The sequence below is a fragment of the Burkholderia diffusa genome, from assembly GCF_902499115.1.
GTDB classification, from domain to species: domain Bacteria; phylum Pseudomonadota; class Gammaproteobacteria; order Burkholderiales; family Burkholderiaceae; genus Burkholderia; species Burkholderia diffusa.
On record NZ_CABVPN010000002.1, the window covers coordinates 26,621 to 47,273 of the forward strand.

Annotated in this window: 14 protein-coding genes; 5 read left to right on the forward strand and 9 right to left on the reverse strand. The window is 67.4% G+C overall.

The genetic code is table 11. The annotated features are described in order from the left end of the window. Positions 1-32: 32 nt before the first annotated feature. From BTE28158_RS02040 to BTE28158_RS02055, 4 genes are all read right to left on the reverse strand, one after another. On the reverse strand, positions 33-452 hold the full coding sequence (locus BTE28158_RS02040) for a DoxX family protein (RefSeq protein ID WP_059607238.1): 420 nt from the start codon (positions 450-452) through the stop codon (positions 33-35). Between the two features lie 176 nt (positions 453-628). Continuing rightward, a complete protein-coding gene (locus tag BTE28158_RS02045; protein ID WP_151049026.1) occupies positions 629-1,906 on the reverse strand; it encodes a cytochrome c in 1,278 nt (425 codons plus the stop codon). A 2-nt stretch (positions 1,907-1,908) separates the two neighbouring features. Next, positions 1,909-3,528: a GMC family oxidoreductase gene (locus BTE28158_RS02050; RefSeq protein ID WP_059607234.1), complete on the reverse strand. Its 1,620-nt coding sequence runs from the start codon at positions 3,526-3,528 to the stop codon at positions 1,909-1,911. Beyond that, the gene (locus BTE28158_RS02055; RefSeq protein WP_124904177.1) at positions 3,528-4,034 is read right to left on the reverse strand and encodes a sugar dehydrogenase complex small subunit; all 507 of its coding nucleotides are present in this window, start codon (positions 4,032-4,034) and stop codon (positions 3,528-3,530) included. Before BTE28158_RS02055 ends, BTE28158_RS02050 begins: the two co-directional genes overlap by 1 nt. A 304-nt stretch (positions 4,035-4,338) precedes the next feature. On the opposite strand from BTE28158_RS02055, the gene BTE28158_RS02060 reads away from it, so the two are divergent. Together BTE28158_RS02060 and pbpC are read left to right on the forward strand one after the other, a co-directional pair. After that, positions 4,339-10,371, forward strand: a complete 6,033-nt coding sequence (locus BTE28158_RS02060; protein WP_174919638.1) for an alpha-2-macroglobulin family protein — start codon at positions 4,339-4,341, stop codon at positions 10,369-10,371. Between the two features lie 10 nt (positions 10,372-10,381). After that, the gene (gene pbpC, locus BTE28158_RS02065) at positions 10,382-12,619 is read left to right on the forward strand and encodes a penicillin-binding protein 1C (RefSeq protein WP_174919646.1); all 2,238 of its coding nucleotides are present in this window, start codon (positions 10,382-10,384) and stop codon (positions 12,617-12,619) included. 17 nt (positions 12,620-12,636) lie between these two features. Here pbpC and BTE28158_RS02070 read toward each other — a convergent pair whose 3' ends face one another. Then, entirely contained in the window at positions 12,637-13,257 is a 621-nt protein-coding gene (locus tag BTE28158_RS02070; RefSeq protein ID WP_151048798.1) for a LemA family protein, read from the reverse strand. A gap of 80 nt (positions 13,258-13,337) precedes the next feature. Continuing rightward, positions 13,338-14,867, reverse strand: a complete 1,530-nt coding sequence (locus BTE28158_RS02075) for a TPM domain-containing protein (protein WP_151048797.1) — start codon at positions 14,865-14,867, stop codon at positions 13,338-13,340. A gap of 88 nt (positions 14,868-14,955) precedes the next feature. Here BTE28158_RS02075 and BTE28158_RS02080 point away from each other — a divergent pair, with 88 nt between their 5' ends. Beyond that, on the forward strand, positions 14,956-15,648 hold the full coding sequence (locus tag BTE28158_RS02080) for a hypothetical protein (protein ID WP_151048796.1): 693 nt from the start codon (positions 14,956-14,958) through the stop codon (positions 15,646-15,648). 46 nt (positions 15,649-15,694) lie between these two features. Here BTE28158_RS02080 and BTE28158_RS02085 read toward each other — a convergent pair whose 3' ends face one another. Beyond that, positions 15,695-16,942, reverse strand: a complete 1,248-nt coding sequence (locus BTE28158_RS02085; protein WP_124904167.1) for a multidrug effflux MFS transporter — start codon at positions 16,940-16,942, stop codon at positions 15,695-15,697. Between the two features lie 38 nt (positions 16,943-16,980). Here BTE28158_RS02085 and BTE28158_RS32760 point away from each other — a divergent pair, with 38 nt between their 5' ends. After that, the gene (locus tag BTE28158_RS32760; protein ID WP_260436561.1) at positions 16,981-17,106 is read left to right on the forward strand and encodes a hypothetical protein; all 126 of its coding nucleotides are present in this window, start codon (positions 16,981-16,983) and stop codon (positions 17,104-17,106) included. Positions 17,107-17,242: 136 nt separating this feature from the next. Here BTE28158_RS32760 and BTE28158_RS02090 read toward each other — a convergent pair whose 3' ends face one another. Together BTE28158_RS02090 and BTE28158_RS02095 are read right to left on the reverse strand one after the other, a co-directional pair. Beyond that, positions 17,243-18,139 (reverse strand): glutamate/aspartate ABC transporter substrate-binding protein, encoded by an 897-nt coding sequence (locus BTE28158_RS02090; RefSeq protein WP_124623036.1) that lies wholly within the window; start codon positions 18,137-18,139, stop codon positions 17,243-17,245. After that, positions 18,103-18,399 (reverse strand): hypothetical protein, encoded by a 297-nt coding sequence (locus BTE28158_RS02095; protein ID WP_151048795.1) that lies wholly within the window; start codon positions 18,397-18,399, stop codon positions 18,103-18,105. The genes BTE28158_RS02090 and BTE28158_RS02095 overlap by 37 nt, the downstream gene beginning before the upstream one ends. Positions 18,400-18,554: 155 nt before the next feature. Here BTE28158_RS02095 and BTE28158_RS02100 point away from each other — a divergent pair, with 155 nt between their 5' ends. Next, positions 18,555-20,201 (forward strand): S8 family peptidase, encoded by a 1,647-nt coding sequence (locus BTE28158_RS02100; RefSeq protein ID WP_151048794.1) that lies wholly within the window; start codon positions 18,555-18,557, stop codon positions 20,199-20,201. Positions 20,202-20,653 lie beyond the last annotated feature (452 nt).

Here is a 20,653-nt window from a genome sequence, read left to right on the forward strand (position 1 = left end):
ACACGCGCCCCATGCGCGCGCCGGCGATCCGTTTACCCGCGATCGATCGAAAAACGTCCGGGGCCCGCCGCGCAGAGCGCGAGCAGGCCGCCCGAGATCGCGATGTTCTTGTAGAAATGAATCATGTTGTTCATCTGCTCGCCGCCCGTCATCGTCCAGTAGTGGTGGCCGATCAAGCCGGTGCCGATCGTATACAGCGCAAGCAGCAGCGCGAGCGGCCGCGTCTGGAAACCGACGAGGATCGCGATGCCGGCGAACAGCTCCATCACGACGGAGATTGCCGCCGAAACGATCGGTGCAGGCGCACCCTCGCTTCCCATGAACGCGATCGTACCGGAGAAGTCGACGATCTTCTTCCAGCCGAACATCACGAACAGGATCACGAGCAGGATTCGGGACAGCAGCAGCAGCACATCGCGCTGGGAAGCGAGAAACGGTTGATTCGGTGTCATGGTGTGATCAACGAAAGCGGTGCGCGAACCGCGCGCACCGGATTGCCTGTGAACCAGAACGGGCGGCTGCCAGCCGCCCGCCCCGCTCTGCAACAACCGGCATCGGGGTCCGCCCGATGTGCTGTGCGCCTCCTCTTGTCAGTGTTGCCCTGCTTCGTGCCGCGTCGCGTCCGGCGTCAACGCGCCTTCGCGACGTCCTGCTCGGTCACCTTCGCGGCCGGATTGCCGAACTGGCCGGTCAGGTAGTTCGCCAGCGCGGCGATCTGCGCATCCGACAGCTCGTTGCGGAACGCGGGCATGCCGACGTCCTCGCTGCCGGCCTTGCGCTGCACGCCGTTCAGGATCACCTGCACCAGATTCGCCGGATTCGACGCACCCACCGTCGAGTTGTGGAACAGCGACGGGTAATAGCCGTCCGGCGTGCCCTTGCCCTGCATCTGGTGGCACGTCGCGCAGTTGCCGAGATACAGCCGCGCCGGATCGATGCCCGACGACGCGAGCGCCACGCCGCGCAGCTTCAGGCCGTCTTCGGCCGGCTTGCCCCACGACGAGCGCGACTGCTTCGCGTCGCCGCTGGCCACCGCCGGCACCGTGCGGATATACGTCGCGATCGCGCCGATGTCGGCGTCGGTCATCTTCGAGAAGCTGTGCTCGACCGCCTCGGCCATCGGACCGGCCGCCTGCGCGAGGCCCGGCACGCTGCCGGTACGCAGGTACTGGACGAGTTGCTGCTGGGTCCAGCCGCCGATCCCCGCGTTCGGGTCGGACGTGATGTTGTAGCCGTCCCAGCCCGCGAGGACCGAACCCGACAGGAAGCTGCCGCCCGTCTCGTCCAGCGACTTCTCCTGCATCGCGATGCCGCGCGGCGTGTGGCACGTGCTGCAGTGCGCGAGGCCCTGCACCAGGTACGCGCCGCGGTTCCACTCGGCGCTCTGCGCCGGCTTCGGCGCGTACGCGCCGTCCTTCAGGAACAGCCAGTTCCAGATCTTCAGCGGCCAGCGCATGCTCAGCAGCGCGGGAATCTCGTTCTTCGGCGGCGTCTGCTTGACCGGTTCGACACCGTGCATGAAGTACGCATACAGCGCCTGCACGTCGTCGTCGTTGATCTTCGCGTACGACACGTAAGGCATCGCCGGGTACAGGTTGTTGCCGTTCTTCGACACGCCGTGACGCACCGCGCGCTCGAAGTCGTCGAACGTCCAGTTGCCGATGCCGGTGTCCGGGTCGGGCGTGATGTTGCTCGTATAGATCTTGCCGAGCATCGGCACCGGCATGCCGAGGCCGCCGGCGAACGGCTTGCCGCCCTTCGCGGTGTGGCAGGCCATGCAGTCGCCCGCGACCGCGAGATATTCGCCGCGCTTGATCTGCGCGGGATCGGCCGAGTCGGCCGCGCGCACGAGGCCCGGCAGCGCGAGGCAGCCAGCGAGGAGGAAGGTGAGAGTAGATTTCCGCACGGTCAGACTTCCTTCTTCAGCGTGTCCGACATCCGCAGCGCCAGCGCCGCGATCGTCAGCGTCACGTTCACCGTACCGACGGTCGGCATCGTCGAGCTGCTCGAGATGAACAGGTTCGGATGGTCGAACGTGCGGCAGTCCTTGTCGACGACCGAGTCGCGTGCATCCGCGCCCATGATCGTCGCGCCCGTGATGTGGTTGTTCGGCGCGAACTCGTCGTTGAACACGACGTCCGTGCCGCCCAGCACCTGCGCCGCGGTCGCATAGACTTCGCGCGTGTGCACGGCGCCGCGCTTCACGTAGTCGTCGATCGCATAGGTGATTTCCGGGCGCGGAATGCCGATCGCGTCGGTGGCGGTCTTGCTCGGCACGATGCGGTTCTCGGGCTGCGGCAGGATTTCGTGGAAGCAGTCGAACTGCACGTAGCGGGCCGAACGATCGCGGATCTGCGCGTCGAGCTCGTCGGACTTCATCAGCTTGCCGGCCTTGAAGATCTTCTGCGTCTCCTGGTTGATGCGCGACATGTTCGACAGATGGATCTTCTTCGCGGCTTCGGTCGCGCGGAACGGACCGTCGCGGAAACCGATCAGCGACGTCATTTCCTGCGGACCGCGACCCGGCCACAGCTTCTCGCTCGCATAGAACGACACGCCCGTGCCCGGGTGGTCCATCAGGTTGCGCCCGACCATGTCGGAGCTGTTCGCGACGCCGTTCGGGAAGTCGCGGTTCGCCGACATCAGCAGGATCTTCGGCGTCTCGATGCCGTTCGCGGCGACCACGAAGTACTTGCCCTCGACGCGATGGTCGGCGCCCGTCTTGTCCTTGTAGATCGCGGCGACGATGCGCTTGTCCGGACCCGTCTCGAGCTTGTAGACGACCGCGCTGTCGATCAGCTTCGCGCCGGCCTGCTCGGCCTTCTCGACGTGCACGATGCCGTTGTACATCGCACCGATCGGGCAGATCGGCATGCAGTTGTTGTTCCCGCAACAGGTTGGCCGGCCGTCGTACGGACGGCTGTTGCGCGCGACCGGTTCGGTCACCACGTGGAACTTCGGGTCATGGCCGTTGAGCGCGCTCTTGATCGTCTGCTCGTTGAACGACAACGGCAGCGGCGGCATCGGATACGGCTGCTTGCGCGGCGAGTACAGGTCCTCCTCGGGGCCGGGGCCCCACACGCCGAGTTCTTCCTCCGCGCGCTGGTAGTAATGCTCGAGGTCGTCGTACTGGATCGGCCAGTCGCGACCGACGCCGTACACGGTCTTCATCTTGAAGTCGTTCGGGATGAAGCGCCACGCCGACGCGGCCCAGTGCCACGTCGTGCCGCCCACCGCGCGGATGTACTGCGAGTTGAACTTGTGCTCGCCCTTCAGGACCAGGTAGTCGTTCGGCGGGCCGTATTCCGGATGCGGCGCCCACGGGCTCGACGGGTACGGCGCCATGAAGTCCGTCTTGTCGGGCTGATTGCGGAAGCGTTCGACGATTTCCCAGCGCGGCATGCGCGGGCCTGCCTCGAGCAGGATCACCGACTTGCCGGCCATGGCAAGCTGGTGCGCGACGATCGCGCCTGCGACACCGGATCCGACGACCACGACGTCGGCTTTTTGCGTATCGGTATCGGCCATCAGGCTTGCCTCTCGATCGGTTTTTCGGCCCAGAAGCCGGGTTTGTTGGGGCAATACGAAGGAATCACGAGCGTATCGGATACGACGCTGAACATTAATGCTTCCTCGTACGTAATCACGACGTTGTCGACGATGCCGAGATACCACGCTTCGAGAATCGACAGCGCGGAGGCCTCCTGATCGGGACTCAATGAACCGGACGCGAGCGCGCCGGCGAGTTGCGACAGACCGTCGGCGGTCTTGAACGAGCCCTTCTGCAAGGCCTGCAGGAAGCGGTCGCCGAGCACGCGGCTCAGCCCTTTCTTGCCTGTCAGTGCTTCGGAGAGCGTCATGAACGTATCGAGCGGCGCGGCGCCGGGATTATCGGCCAAGGCTCGCAACGCCAGCGAGCCGGTGAGGCCTGCCGCCGTCAGCGCCAGTGCGCCTTGCAGCCATTGACGCCGCGTGATGCCGGATGCGGCTGCGTCGCGATCGCGACGCGAGTGGGGGGTGTTGTCGTTGTGCATGTTTCCTTCTCTCGAACACCGGATTCGGGAAAACCACGCTTGATATTTCTCAAACTTTCGCGCGGCCCTGAAATGTACGCGCACAATTCGAATTGGACAATGCTTTTATAGTCCAATAAATGTTCCGCAATCCGAGACAATCGACATTTCGCTGCATTTTTGTGTCGTCGACGCGACAATTCTGCTTCGGGATGCCGGCGTGTCGCAAGCCGGCGACACGCCGTCTCCATTCATCCGCTCACATGCGCGTCGGTTAGAATCGCGTGCAATCAAACAGAAAGCTTCCCTCCGAGGGCATCGAGCGATGAAGCAGCACGACAAGCACAACAATACGAATTCAACCCGTCACACCACACGGCTGCTCTGGCGCATCGGCGCGGTCACGGCGCTCGGCGCTGCCGCGGCACTGTCGCTGCATGCGGGCGCCGCACGCACGGTGAGCGTGTCGCCGCAAGGCACCGTCACCGAAGTGCGGCAAAGCGTCGTCAAGTTCGACGAACCGATGGTCGCGTTCGGTTCCGCCTCCGCGCCGAGTCCCGCGCGCATGACCTGCAACGACTCCACCGCCGCACGCGGCCAGGGACACTGGCTCGACGACAAGACGTGGGTCTACGATTTCGAGAACGACCTGCCGCCCGGCGTGCGCTGCTCCGTCGCGCTCAACGACACGCTGCGCTCGGTCGCCGGCAATGCGGTCAGCGGCCCGCGCCGCTTCACGTTTCAGACCGGCGGCCCGTTCCCTGTGACAGTGCGCCCCGGCTCGCGCGAGATCGAGGAGCGCCAGGTTTTCGTGCTGAAGCTGAACGGCCCGGCCGAGCCGCGCTCCGCGCTCGCGAACATCTGGTGCGAAGCGGCCGGCATCGGCAACCGCATCCCCGTCACGGCCGCCGACGACGATACCCGCAACGCGCTGCTCGACCACTTCGGACTGAAGAAGGACGCCGCGCGCGTGCTGACACTGTCGTGCGCGCAGGCGCTGCCCGCGAGCGCGAAGATGCAACTCGTCTACGGCAAGGGCGTCGCGAGCCCGAGCGGCATCGCGAACGACACCGAGCGCCGCTTCGACTTCACCGTGCGCGCGCCGTTCGCCGCGAGCTTCTCGTGCGAGCGCGAAAATGCGAAGGCGCCCTGCACGCCGCTGCGTCCGCTCACGCTGTCGTTCAATGCGGCGATCTCGCGCAAGAACGCCGAGGCGATCAAGCTGCGCGGCCCTGACGGTTCGCTTTCACCGACCTTCGCGGCCGATGATCACAGCGACGAAGTGACGACCGTCACCTTCAACCCGCCGCTGCCCGCGCAGGCGAACCTGACGATCGAGCTGCCGTCCGGCCTGCACGACGTGACCGAGCGCTCGCTCGCGAACGCAGACCTGTTCCCGCTCGCGACGCGCACCGCGCCGATGCCGCCGCTCGCGAAATTCTCGTCGGGCACCTTCGGGATCGTCGAGCGTTTCGCCGAACCGGATACGCCTGCGCTCGTGCCCGTCACGCTGCGCAACGTCGAGGCCGACCTGCATGTCGCGGGCCTCAACACGAGCGGCGCGCAATTCTCGAACCTGAAAGTCGACGACGACACCGCGATTCGTCAATGGATGCGCACCGTCGAGCGCTTCGACAACTGGTCGATGACGGCCGGCACGATCGACGAGCGCATCCCGGGCCTGCTCCGTCGCAAGGGCCAGCACCCCGTCTACGTGCCGCTCCAGGCCGGCGAAAAGATGCCCGCGCCGCAGAACCGTCGCATCGACGTGCGCTCGCTGTCGCTGCTCGCCGGAGAGCCGGGTGCGCAGGCACTGACGTTGCCGAAGGCTGATCCGAAGGCGCTGCGTCCGTTCGAGGTCGTCGGCGTGCCGATCGAAAAACCCGGCTTCTACGTGCTCGAACTCGCGTCGCCCGCGCTCGGCCGCTCGCTGCTCGCGAAGCCGTCGAGCATGTACGTACGTACCACCGTGCTCGTCACGAACCTCGGCGTGCATCTGAAACAGGGCCGCGAGAACAACCTCGTGTGGGTCACGACGCTCGACAAGGGCAAGCCCGTGCCGAACGCGCGAATCCGCGTGTCGGATTGCAACGGAGACGAAATCGCGTCCGGCAAGACCGATGTGCACGGCCTGCTGAAGATCGACGGTGCATTCGAGCCGAAGCACGAATGCAGCCAGTCGGAGCGCTTCGACGACTACTTCGTGTCGGCACGCGTCGACGATCCCAGGACGGGCCCGGACATGGCGTTCGTCAGCTCGAACTGGAACCGCGGGATCGAATCGTGGCGCTTCAACGTGCCGACCGACACCGACAGCGCGCCGACCGTGCGCGCGCATACCGTATTCGACCGCACGCTGCTGCGTGCCGGCGAAACCGTGTCGATGAAACACTTCCTGCGCACCGAGACGCTGCAGAGCCTCGCGTATCCGGCGCAATACCCGACGCGCGTGACGATCCGCCATCTCGGCTCCGACCAGACCTACAAGCTGCCGCTCACGTGGTCCGCCGACCACAGCGCCGACACGCGATTCACGCTGCCGCCCGCGGCGAAGCTCGGCGAATACAGCGTCTCGCTCGAAGGCGGCCCCGACGATGCACCGACCGCCAGCTACTACAGCGGCAGCTTCCGTGTCGAGGCATTCCGCCTGCCGGTGCTCAAGGGGTCGATCGGCGCGCGCGACGCGCAGAAGAGCCCGCTCGTCGCGGTCAAGGAAGCGCCGCTCGCGGTGCAGATCGACTACGTGTCGGGCGGCGGCGCATCGAACCTGCCCGTGCAGGTGTCGGCGCTGATGAAGTGGGCGTCGCCGCCGTTCGCGGATCGCTTCGAGGACTTCAGCTTCACGCCGTATCGTCCGGAGCGCAGCGACGGCAATGCCGACGACGATGCGCAGGACGGCGACAGCGCATCGGCCGCGAACAACGATCCCGACGCGACCCGGTTGATCGCGGACAAGCTGCCGCTGACGCTCGACCGCAACGGCGCCGGCACAGTCACGCTCAAGGGCCTGCCCGACGTCGACGCGCCGAAGCGCATCGCGCTCGAGGCGACGTTCGCGGACCCGAACGGCGAAGTACAGACGATCCGCGGCGACACGATCCTGTGGCCGGCCGCGGTCGTGGCCGGCATCAAGGCCGGCCGCTGGGTGTCGGTCGGCCAGCGCGTGCCGGTGCAGGCGCTCGCGGTCGACCTGCAGGGCAAGCCGCGCGCGTCGGTGGCGGTCGAGATCAAGGGCGTCGCGCACATCACGACGTCGTCGCGCAAGCGGATGGTCGGCGGCTTCTACGCATACGACAACAAGAGCGACACGCGCGACCTCGGCGTGCTGTGCTCGGGCAAGACCGACGACAAGGGCCGCATGGCCTGCGACGCAACGCTCGAACAGGCCGGCAACATCCAGTTGATCGCGGTCGCGAAGGACGGCGACGGCCGCACGTCGAATGCGTCGACGTCCGTCTGGGTCACGCGCGAGGACGAACTCTGGTTCGGCGGCGACAACACCGACCGGATCGACGTGATCCCGGAAAAGACGTCCTACGAGGCGGGCGAAACGGCCCGCTTCCAGGTCCGCATGCCGTTCCGCTACGCAACCGCGCTCGTCGCGGTCGAACGCGGCGGCGTGATGGAAACGCACATCGTCGAACTCAACGGCAAGAACCCGACCGTCGACCTGAAGGTCGGCGAATCGTGGGGGCCGAACGTGTACGTGTCGGTGCTCGCGTTGCGCGGCCGAATTCGCGAAGTGCCGTGGTACTCGTTCTTCACCTGGGGCTGGAAGGCGCCGGTCGAATGGGCCCGCGCGTTCTGGCGCGAAGGCCGTCACTATGAAGCGCCGACCGCGTTCGTCGATTTGTCGAAGCCCGCGTTCCGCTATGGCCTCGGCGAGATCAAGGTCGGCACGGGCGTGCATCGTCTCGGCGTGTCCGTGACGACGGACGCGACGCGGTACACGGTGCGCAGCAAGGCGCAGGCGCACGTGAAGGTCACGCTGCCGAACGGCCAGCCGGCGCCAGCCGGCACGCAGATCGCGGTCGCGGCCGTCGACGAGGCGCTGCTCGAGCTGATGCCGAACAACAGCTGGGACCTGCTCGACGCGATGCTGCAGCGACGCGCGTACGGTGTCGAGACGGCCACCGCGCAGATGGAAATCGTCGGCCGCCGCCACTTCGGCCGCAAGGCCGTGCCGGCGGGCGGCGGCGGCGGCAGCTCGCCGACACGCGAGCTGTTCGACACGCTGCTGCTGTGGAACCCGCGCGTGACGCTCGACGCGAACGGCAGCGCGACCGTCGAAGTGCCGCTGAACGACGCGCTCACGCGCTTCCGGATCGTCGCGATCGCGGCGGTCGGCCCCGATCGCTTCGGCACCGGCAGCACGTCGATTCGCAGCACCCAGGATCTGCAACTGATCTCCGGACTGCCGCCGCTCGTGCGTGAAGGCGATGCGTTCCGCGCGCAGGTCACGCTGCGCAACACGACCGACCGCGCGATGCAGGTCGTCGTGACGCCGCGCGTGACGGGCCTCGACGTCGCGCCGCAAACCGTGTCGCTCGCGGCCAATGCGGCGACGGAGGTTGCATGGACGATCACCGTGCCCGAGCAGGCGCTCGACGCGGCCGGCGCATTGAACTGGCGCATCGAGGCGGCCGAGCAAGGTGGCAAGCGCGCGTCCGATGCGCTCGCCGTCGCGCAGAAGGTCGTGCCCGCGCTGCCGGTCACCGTGCAGCAGGCTACGCTCACGCAGGTCGACGGCACGCTGACGGTGCCCGTGTCGGCTCCGGCCGGCGCCATCAACAACGCACAGGGCGCGCCGCGCGGCGGCATCGCCGTGTCGCTGCAGTCGAAGCTCGCCGACGGCCTGCCCGGCGTGCGGCGCTGGTTCGAGCGCTATCCGTACCGCTGCCTCGAACAGCAGACGTCGCGCGCGATCGGCCTTCATGACGCCGCGCAATGGCAGGCGCTGGTTGCACGCATGCCGGTGTACCTCGACAGCGATGGCCTCGCGAGCTACTTCCCGCCGTCGTCCGACGATGCACACTACGGCAGCCCGACGCTGTCGTCTTACCTGCTCGTGGTCGCCGACGAGGCCGCACGCCTCGACGCGCGCTTCGCGCTGCCGGAAGACCTGCGCACGCAGCTCGAGGCCGGGCTCGCACGCTTCGTCGATGGCCGCATCGAGCGCAACGCGTGGGCGCCGCGCCAGGATCGCGATCTGCGCAAGCTCGCCGCGATCGAGGCGCTGTCGCGTTACGGTGCAGCGCAGGGCCGCATGCTCGGTTCGATCGAGATCGCACCGAACCAGTGGCCGACGTCGGCGGTGATCGACTATCACGCGATCCTCACGCGTGTGAAGGACATCCCGCAGCGTGACGAGAAACGCGCGCAGGTCGAGCAGATCCTGCGTGCGCGCCTCACGTACCAGGGCACGCAGCTCGTGTTCTCGACCGCGCGCGACGACGATCTGTGGTGGCTGATGACGAGCAACGAGACCAACGCCGCGCGTCTCGCGCTGGAATTCGCGGGCGACCCGGCGTGGAAGGACGAGATGCCGCGCATCGCGACCGGCCTCCTCGCGCTGCAACGCCAGGGCGCATGGCAGACGACGACGTCGAACGCGCTCGGCCAGCTCGCGATCGAACGCTTCTCGCGCACCTACGAGAGCACGCCGGTGGCGGGCACGACGAAGGTCGCGCTCGGCGGCAACGAGCGCGCGATTTCCTGGTCGCAGCCGCCGGCGCCCGCCGACGCCCCCGCGTCGGCCACCGCCGCGACCCGCGCCGCCGCCGCGCGCAGCGTGCTGATGCCGTGGCCGCGTGCGGCGCAGGCGCCGGCCACGCTGTCCGTCATCCAGGACGGAACGGGCCGCCCGTGGGCGACCGTCGAAAGCCTCGCGGCCGTTCCGCTGCGCGCGCCGTTCGCGGCCGGCTACCGGATCACGAAGACGGTCACGCCCGTGTCGCCCGCCGTCAAGGGCGTGCTGACGCGCGGCGACGTCGTGCGCGTGCATCTCGACATCGATGCGCAGAGCGACATGACGTGGGTCGTCGTCAACGATCCGATCCCGTCCGGCGCGACGATCCTCGGCTCCGGCCTCGGCCGCGACTCCGAAGCCGCGACGCAGGGCGAAAAATCCCCGGACGGCGCGTGGCCGGCGTTCATCGAACGCGACTTCGACGGCTACCGCGCGTATTACGACTATCTGCCGAAGGGCAAACTCTCGGTCGAATACACGGTGCGGCTGAACAACGTCGGCACCTTCGGGCTGCCGCCGACGCGCGTCGAGGCGCTGTACGCGCCGTCCGTATACGGCCTGTGGCCGAACCCGCCGATGACCGTGAAGCCGGCCGACGCGGGCAAGTAACGAGTACGTGATGATCGATCGTGTATTGCCGCGGCCGGTGCGTTTCGCCGGCCGCGTATTCGTCGCCGTCGTGCTCGGCGCGCCGCTGGTCGCGCACGCGCTGCCCGGCTACGACGACGTGCGCCGCAACTGGCGCAGTTCCGACTGGGTGCTGCTCGCGCGCGACGGCACGCCGCTGCAGCGCACGCGCGTCGACCTCACCGAACGGCGCGGCGACTGGGTATCGCTCGCCGACGTGTCGCCCGCATTCCGCGAGGCGATCGTCGTGTCCGAGGACAAGCGTTTCTACGAACACAGTGGCGTCGACTGGCGCGGGATCGCCGGCGCGGCGTGGGGCAATCTGTGGAACGAGCGCACGCGCGGCGCGTCGACCGTGACGATGCAGCTCGCCGGGCTGCTCAGCGATTCGCCGCGCCGCTCAGGCCAGCGCTCGCTGCCGCAGAAGGCCACGCAGGCGATGAACGCGCTGCTGCTCGAGCGCGGCTGGCGCAAGGACCAGATCCTCGAGGCCTACCTGAATCTCGTGCCGTTCCGCGGCGAGACGGTCGGGCTCGCCGCGCTGTCGCAGGTGCTGTTCGGCAAGGCGCCGTCCGGCCTCGACGCGCGTGAAGCCGCGATCGCGGCCGCGCTGGTGCGGGCTCCCAACGCGGCAAGCGCGAAGGTCGCCGAGCGTGCGTGCCGGATCCTGCGCGACATGCACGCGGAACAGGCGTGCGCATCGCTCGACGGCTACGTGCAGCTCGTGATCGCACGCCCGGCCAACGCCGTGCGCGACGACGGCGCCGCCCTCGCCCCGCACTTCGCGCGCCGCATCGCGGCCGAAGTCAGACCGGCGGCCGGCGCGCAGGTGCGCACGACGCTCGATGCGCCGCTGCAGCGCTTCGCGCGCGACACGCTGACGCGCGCGCTGACCGAGCTCAACGCGCCCGCGCACCGGCGCAACGTGCAGGACGGCGCGGTCGTCGTGATCGACAACGCGACCGGCGAGATTCGCGCATGGGTCGGTTCGTCGGGGGCGCTGTCGAGCGCGCGCGACGTCGACGCCGTGCTCGCGCCGCGCCAGGCCGGCTCGACGCTCAAGCCGTTCCTCTATGCGCAGGCGATCGACGAGAAACGGCTGACCGCCGCATCGCTGCTCGACGACGCACCGATCAACCTCGCGGCCGGTGGCGGACTCTACATTCCGCAGAACTACGACAAGGATTTCAAGGGCTGGGTGAGCGTGCGCAGCGCGCTCGGCGGCTCGCTGAACGTGCCGGCCGTGCGCACGCTCGTGCTCGTCACGCCGCACCGCTTCGCGCGCACGCTGACCGCGCTCGGCCTGCCGCTGGCGCAGGAAGGCGATTACTACGGCTTCAGCCTTGCGCTCGGCAGCGCGGACGTCACGCTGCTGTCGCTGACCAACGCGTATCGCGCGCTCGCGAACGGCGGTGTCGCGCGCAAGATCGTCGACTTGCCCGCGCCGTCGCCCACGTCCGGCATATCGGGATCGGGGCGCACGGACAACGGCACGCGCGTATTCAGCGAAGCAGCCAGCTTCGTCGTCACCGACATCCTCTCCGACAACAACGCGCGCGTGCGCACATTCGGCTTCGACAATCCGCTCGCGACGCGCTTCTTCTCGGCGGTGAAGACCGGCACGAGCAAGGACATGCGCGACAACTGGACGGTGGGCTTCACATCGCGCTATACGGTCGGCGTGTGGGTCGGCAATGCGGACGGCTCGCCAATGTGGGACGTGTCAGGGGTGACGGGCGCGTCGCCCGTGTGGTCGGCCGTCGTCGGCTACCTGCACCGCGACCTGCCGAGCCGCGCGCCACGTCCGCCGGCCGGTGTCGAAACGCGCCGCATCACGTTCGAGCGCGACGTCGAGCCGTCGCGCGACGAGTGGTTCATCGCGGGCACGGCGCTCGACACGATCCGGCTCGCGGCGCCCGTCACGCCGGGCAAGGACGGCGCGCGCGCACCGCTGACGATCGGTGCGCCGACCGACGGCACGATCTTCGCGATCGACCCGGACATTCCGCCGAAGAACCAGCGGATCTGGTTCGAGCGGTCTTCCGGGCATGCGGCGCGGTTCGCGTGGCGGCTCGACGACAAGGTGATCGGGCACGCCGACCGCCTCGCGTGGATGCCGTGGCCGGGAAGGCACCGGCTGGAACTCGTCGACGCGCGCGGCAACGTGGCGGATGCGATCGGCTTCGAGGTGCGCGGGGCGTTCGCGAAGCCGGCCGCGCGCAAGCCCTGAGTGCGCGGGCAGGCCGCTTACTGACCGGCTGCGTTCGTCTTCGGCGGCTGATTGGAGAAGTCGATGACGGGCGCGGTCGAAATCGCGGATTCGTTCGCGACGCTGAAGTTCGGGCGCGGCTGATAGCCGAAGATCCGCGCGATCACGACACCCGGGAACTGGCGGATCTGCACGTTGTACTGCTGCACCGTCTTGATGTAGCGGCCGCGCGCGACCGCGATGCGGTTTTCGGTGCCTTCGAGCTGCGTCTGCAGATCGCGAAACGCCTCGTTCGCCTTCAGCTCCGGATATCGCTCCGACACCACCATCAGCCGGCTCAGCGCGCCCGATAGTTCACCCTGCCGCTGATCGAACGCCGCCAACGCGGCGGGATCCTTTGCCATCTCCGGCGTCATCTGCACGCTGCCCACGCGCGCGCGGGCCGACGCCACCTCGGTCAGCACGCGTTGCTCGTGCGACGCGTAGCCCTTCACCGACGCGGCAAGGTTCGGCACGAGGTCGGCACGACGCTGATACTGGTTCAGCACCTCCGACCACGCGGCGTTAACGTCCTCATCCGACGACTGGATCGCGTTGTAGCCGCAACCGGCGAGCGGCGCGAGCACGCAGCACACGAGCAGGATTCGAAACCATTTCATTGTTTGTGACTTCCGGTTGAACGCTCCGGCTGGAGCGGTAAGTTGAAAAGAAACGTTCGCGCACGCGCCGCGCACGGCGGTTACCAGCGGCCCGATGCCCCGCCGCCGCCGCTCGAGCCGCCACCGCCGGTGAATGAGTCGGACGAACTGGAACTGGAGCTGGACGAGCCCGAGCCGGACGATGGCCATTTGAAGGACGAAGACGAAGACGAGGACGTGGAGCTGGATGACGACCCATCGCTGCCCGTCAGTTTTTCGACGATCCACAGGATCGCCACCACCACGCAGAAGACCGCCACCAGAACCTCGCCGGGCGAATATCCCATCAGATGCCCGATCCCGATCAACGCCAGCAACGTCCCGCCGATGATCGCCGTATTCTTGCGCACGCGTGCCGAGCGAACGACGCCGATACCGAGCAGCCACGCACCGACACCGATGCTCGTCGGGACGATCGCCAGCGCACCCAGGATCGCTTCCAGATCGCCTCGGAAAATCGCGCCGACCGGCAACATCGCAGCCGGCACGATCGTCGCGACGAGAAAGCTGGCCGGCAACATCACCTGCCAACGCAGCTTGCGCCATTCGGTGACGACACCCAGCGTGACGCCGGTCAGGCCGAGCAGCAACCAGAACAGGAAGCTCCCGACGTCGTCGGGGGGAGTCTCCGGCAAGCCGTTCGACAGCCGCTTCGCATCGCCGGACGCCGCGCGCCGAGCGTCCTCGTCGGGCAGTGCGCTATCCGACGCCGCCATTTGCGGCGGCGTCATCTCCCGCACCAGTGCATCGACCGTATCGCTCACGCCGGCTTCGATACGCTTCTCGCGAAACGCCGGCACGATGCGCTCGCGGATGATTCGCCCTGCGACGATGTCCGGAATCGCGCCTTCGAGGCCGTATCCGACCTCGATCCGGACGGTGCGATCGTTCAGTGCGGCGACCAGCAGCAAACCGTTGTCGATCTTGCTCTCGCCGAGACGCCATTTCTCGAACACCGTGGTCGCGAACTGCTCGATGGTCGCGTGGCCGGTCGACCCGACCAGCAGGATCGCCATCTGCAGGCCGAGCCGGCGCTCGAGATCGGCGAGACGGTCGGTCAATTCGGACGCACAGGCGACACTGAGCACGCCCGTCATGTCGGTCACGCGGCCTGTCAGCGGCGGCGCCGCTTCGGGGTCGTGGGCCACGGGATAGGAGGCTGCGGCAGCCACGTTCGTGCAGGCCGACGGCGCATTGGCTACCGACGGAATCGCGCCATCGCCGGCGTCGGCCGGGGCGGCGAAGGCCGGGACGCAAAGGAACGCCGCGCCGGCCAGCAGCGCGGCGGCCACCGCCGCGTTGCCGATGCGGGCCTTGCCGCGGATACGCGCGGGTCGCACCGCATCGCGGGGCGTGCATGCCATCGATGCCGGATCGCCCTCGCAATCCGGGAGGCTTGACCGCCCCATCAGTCGTTTCAGGTTCATGTCGGAAACGGCGCACCAGTTCCGTCGGGAACGGCGCGTTCTCTCGTCGTTTTTTAATCGTCCCGCAGCATAACCAATTGCGAAGGGAATCGAAAGGTTCAGGACCCGGCACGTTCGGCCGCGTCCCGTCAGGAAAACGGGCAAGCACCGCCCGGATTCGAGACATAAAATAGGAGCGGCACCGCCCCGCCGGCGCCCACCGGTTGCTTCACTCGCCCAAAGGCCCGCGACCATGAACCTTCGCCACCCGCACTTCGTCCGCCCCGCGCTGGGCACCGCCTGCGTCGCCGCCGTCGCGGCACTTGCAGGCTGCAACGGCGACGCCTGCTTCGGCGTCGACGTCTGCTTCAACAACACCAACACGCAGACCATCGCGCTGTCGGGCACGGCCGCCACGGGCGTCGCGCTCGCGAGCGCGTCGGTGACGGTCAGTTGCGCGCAAGGCTCGGCGACGACGCTGACCGACGGCGGCGGCAACTACCGCGTGACGGTCAACGCCGTGCTGCCGTGCGTGATCACCGTCGCATCTAACGGCACGAGCCTGCATTCGCTCGCCTACGCGGGCGGCACCTTCAACACGACGCCCGAGACCGAGCTGATGCTCGTCTATCTCGCCGCGCAACTCGGCACCAACACGGCCGGGCTGATCGGCAATTTCCAGGGGAATGCGCACTTCCAGAGCGTAATGGGCAGCCCGGGTGCGGTGCAGGCCGCGCAATCGGCGGTCGTGACGAATCTGAAGCAGCGCTATTCGGTCACACTGTCGACACCGGCCTTCCTGACGACGCCGTTCGTGGTCGGCCAGCCGGGCGTCGACAGCGATCTAGACGCGCTGGCCAAGGCCGGCGCGATCGATTCGAACGGAATGCCGGATCCGGCCGCGATTTCGCTGCTGGCGCAAGCGGGCGCGGCGCAGCCGCTGTGAGCGGCCGGCGTGCCGTTGCGGCACGCGTTCACGCGGCCTATATGGCTTACGCGGCTTCCCCGCGCCCGCACGCCACGCTCGCGGCCTGCTGCTGCGTCAGGTAGCGCAGCAGCTTCGTCACCATCCACACGACGATAAACGACAGCGCGACGAAGAACACAGCGAGCGGCGTCAGCACCTGCACCGACACGAAGCCGGCGAGGCCCATCATCGCGGACGACACGAGCAGCAGCGCGCACCCGAGGATCGCACTCGTCAGCCCCGCGATATGCGGAAACAGCGAATTGCCCTTGGCCATCAGCGTCGGATACATCGCGCCCGCGCAAAAGCCCATCACGAGCACCGGCGTCGCGAGCGTCCACACGCGCAGGCCGACGGTCAGCGCCAGCACGAGCATCGCGACCGCCGCGACCGCCATCACGCGTGCACCGATGCGCAGCCGCTGCTCGGCACTCGGCAGCCCGCGCCCGTGAATCCGGTTCGACAGCCCGCCGAGGAAATACATCAGTCCGATCCCGAGCGCGAGATAGCCGAAGAAGGTCGGCGGTTTGTGCAGCGTGGTCTGCACCATGAACGGCCCGACGATGTTGAACACCAGCAGGATGCTGTAGCACAGCCCCTGCGCGAGGAAGCAGCTCTGGAACACCGGGCTCGCGAGCACCTTGCCCGCGTTCGCCATCAGCGTGCGTGGCTCGAGATGGACCGGTTTCGGCAAGGTTTCGCGATAGCGCCACAGCAGCGCCCACATCACCAGCGAGTACACCAGCAGGAACACGAGGCACGCGCGCCAGCCGAACCATTCCTGAAGGTGCGCGCCGATCACCGGCGCGATGATCGGCGCGAGCCCCCACGCGATCGACATGTACGTAAACGCATGCATCAGCGCCTGGCCCGAGAACGAGTCGGTGATGATCGCCTTCGCGAGCAGGTTCGTGGTCGCGATCCCGAAGCCCTGCAGGCAGCGCGCCAGCACGAATGTCTCCAGGTTCGGCGCGCCGAGCGACAGCAGGCAGCCGATCGTGTAGATGACGAGCCCGAACGCAAGCACGCGCTTGCGCCCGTACGCATCGGCGACCGGGCCGAAGATCAGCTGGCCGAGCGCGTAGGCGGCCATGTAGCCGGAGACGCTCGACTGGATCGCCTGCGGCGTGGTCGCGAACGAGCGCGCCATGTCGGGCAGCGCGGGCACGTAGATGTCGATCGCGAGCTGGCCGGCGGAGGCGAACAGGCAGATCAGGAACAACAGGAAGCGCGGCGAGTTCGATTCGCGCGCGGGTGTGAGCGAGGCGTTCATGACAACCGGGAAAGATTCGGACGGCGGCGACACGCGCCGTGCTGTTCGAACAACGAACAACGGTGCGCGGCGAAGTGCGTATTGTGCCTGTTGTTGCGCAGCGCGACAGGAATCCCATGGCGCGGGCACGGTTGAATGCCGATTTCGGCACAGTCTCCGCCTGACAGGCCGGCAGCGCCCGGGCCGGAAATCAGGTCTGACGCACACTTTCGCCGCGCCAGCGAGCGCACCAGAAACGGAAACCGCCGGCATCTGCCGGCGGCTTTTCATGTGCGATGCAATACCACGACGACGCTTCGATCAGTATTGCGCCTGATCCGTCGGATTCCTGAACAGCTGCTTCATCTCCGGCGACAGCGGATAATTGAGGCTCACGCCCTTCGGCGGAATCGGCTGCATGAACCACTGGTCATAGAGCTTCTCGGCCGCGCCGGAGGTCTGCATCTTCGCGATCACGCCATCGACCACGCGCTTGAACGCCGGATCGTCCTTGCGCATCATGCACGCGTAGTTTTCGTGAACCAGCGGCGTGCCCGTCACCGTGTACGCACCCGGATTGCGGTCCTTTGCGATCTCGCCATACAGCAGGGGCTCGTCCATCACGAACGCGACCGCGCGCCCCGTCGTGACGTTCATGAACGCTTCAGCGTGGTCCTTCGCGCTGATGATCGTCATGTTCATCCCCTTCTCCTCGTTGAGCTTGCGCAGCAGGCGCTCGTCGGACGTGCCGGCCGTCGTCGCGACCGTCTTGCCGGCCAGGTCCGTGAAGTCCTTCACACCCGAATCCTTGCGCGTGCTGAAGCGGATCCCGTACAGGAAAATACTGTTCGAGAACGCGGCCTGCTTCTGCCGCTCCAGCGTGTTGGTCGTCGACCCGCACTCGAAGTCGATCGTGCCGTTCTGCAGCAGCGGAATCCGGTTCTGCGACGTAATCGGGATTTCCTTCACCGTCAGATTCGGCGTCTTCAGCTCGGCCTTGAGCGCATCGATGATGCGCGCCGCGATGTCGCGCGAGTAACCGATGTTCTTCTGCTGGTTGTCCGAATACGAGAACGGTACCGACGATTCGCGGATACCCAGCGACACGATGCCCGTGTCCTTGATCTTCTTCAGCGTGCCGGTGAGCGCCTGCGCATGCGCGGTGCCCGCCAGCGCGCAGGTCAGCGCGACGGCCAGCCAACGGAAGCGGCGATCCATGCTTTTCTCCTGACGAAACGTTGATCGAATCGCGATCGTACGCCTGACAAAATTCGCACCTCATCGGGGAAAGCGCCAAACACCATCGTCGAGGCCACGCCGCGAACAATCGTTTCCGTGGCGCGCAAAAGCGCCAGCGCCGCACGTTTCGCCCCATCAACCGCCTGCGATCTTGCACCGCGTGAACAGATCATCCGTTCCAAACGCGCGTTCATGCTGCGATACAGCAAGGCAATCGTTTGCGTTTCGCACTTTTTCACCCGAAAACATATTCAAGAAACCGCCTCATCAGCCGTTACCCAATGCATGGCGCGTCGCAGCAGTCCCGTGCACGCCCGATAAAAAACAGGTCCGGTTTACGCCGGCCAGGCACAACCGCCAGCACGACGGTTATCTACGAGGATCGAGTTTCACCATGAGAGCCAAACGATTCAATTTCGCGCTGGCCCGCTCCGCTCATGCGCGCATGCTCGCCGGCATGCTGTCTGCCGCGGCCCTGCTTCCGATCGCCGGCTGCGGGGGCGGTGGCGGCGACGGCGGCAGTCCGTCGCCTTCCAATGCAGCGCCGGCCCCCTCGCCGTCGCCTTCCCCGACGACCCCGCCCGCGACCAACGGCAGCAATACATGCGCGACGCAGCAGGCCGCCGTGCAGATGGCTGCCCAGCCGACCGCGCCGACCGAGCCGCCGGTCGATCACCTGATCGTCAGGCTGAAGACGCCGACAGCCGCGCGCGCGATGGCGGCCCTCGACACCGGCACGCGGCTCGACGCGGTCATCCAGCGCTCGATGACGCGCTGGACAGCGCCGACGACGACCGGCGCCGCACGGACGTATGCCGCCGTGACGACGTCGCAGGCACCGCTGAACGTGCAGGTGGAGCGAACCTTGTCGGACGGCGCAGCCGTGCTGTCGATCGGCCAGCGCATCGCGTCCGGCGACGCGGCGGCGCTCGCGCAGGCATTCGCGGCTGACGGCGACGTCGACTACGCGGAACCCGATCACCCGATGCGAATCCGCGACACGCCGAGCGACCCCGCATATGGCCAGCAGTGGTATCTGTCCGACGCCAGCGTCGGCATCAACGCGCCGCCCGCATGGACGCGAACCAAGGGTGCGCCGACCGTCGTCACGGCGGTGCTCGACACCGGCTACCGGCCGCACCCCGACCTCGTCGGCAACCTGCTGCCCGGCTACAGCTTCATCTCGAATGCCAACACCAGCAACAACGGTCAGACGCGCGGCACCGATGCATCCGATCCGGGCGACTGGGTCACGCAGCAGGAACTGGACGACACCAGCGGCCCGTACTATCACTGCGCGAGCGAACCGAGCACCAGCAGCTGGCACGGCACGCGCGTGATGGGCGTGATCGGCGCCGCCGCCAACAACGGCATCGGCGTCGCCGGCGTGTCGTGGCTCGGCCGGATCCTGCCGGTGCGCGTGCTCGGCAAGTGCGGCGGCACGACGAGCGACATCGCGGACGCGATGCGCTGGGCAGCCGGGATCCCGGTCGCCGGCGTGCCGACGAACCCGAATCCCGCGAAGATCATCAACCTGAGCCTGGGCGGCGTCGGCGCGTGCAGCGCGACGTTCCAGCAGGCGATCGACGATGTGAACGCGAAGGGCGTGACCGTCGTCGTCGCCGCCGGCAACGATGGCCTGGCGACCGCACTCGACCAGCCGGCGAACTGCCGCGGCGTGATCAGCGTCGGCGCGACCGACGCGACCGGGCGCCGCGCATCGTTCAGCAACTTCGGCTCCGACGTCGCGCTGAGCGCGCCGGGTGTCAACATCCTGTCGACGGCCAACAGCGGTACGACGACACCGGGCACGGACACGTATGGCACCGCGAGCGGCACGAGCCTCGCGACACCGCAGGTGACGGGCATCGTCGGGCTGATGCTGTCGGTGAACGGCAACCTCACACCCGCTCAGATCCAGCAGAAGCTGCAAGGCGGCGCGCGTGCGGCGATGCTGCCGGCCAGCACGTCGTGCACCGCGCTGCCGGCCGGTTCCGGTATCGCCGATGCAGGCGCTGCCGTCACCGCGGCCACGCAGTAACCGGTACGTCGCCTCGACGCAAGCGCGCGCATGCCTGCCTGGCGTGCGCGCATTTTTTCGTCCGCGGAGCCGGTGCCGTTGTGCCGACGTATCCCAGGAATTGCCTGAAAAAAGGGCGGAAAAAGGGTTGACGCTTCGCACGACGACCCATTACCATCGCCCCCGTCTGATTACATGGAGTGTTCTGTGAACACCGATGCGAGTTGTAGTTGGTCCTCGACCGACTTGACTGCTGCCTGAGGAAACCGCGCAGAGCCTCGTCTTCTGCCGCATCCCGGGAAGCAGGATGCGGCGCCCTTCCGGCCTGACCGGCCAGAATCCCCCGCCGATTTTTTCGATATCGCCGAATGTCCGCGCTGCGCAACCGTGCGTTGCCGCGCGCATACGTTCGCGCCGCACGCAGCGCACGCCGCGTGCGTGTTCCGTTCGCGTGCCGTCCGGCCGCGCGCCCT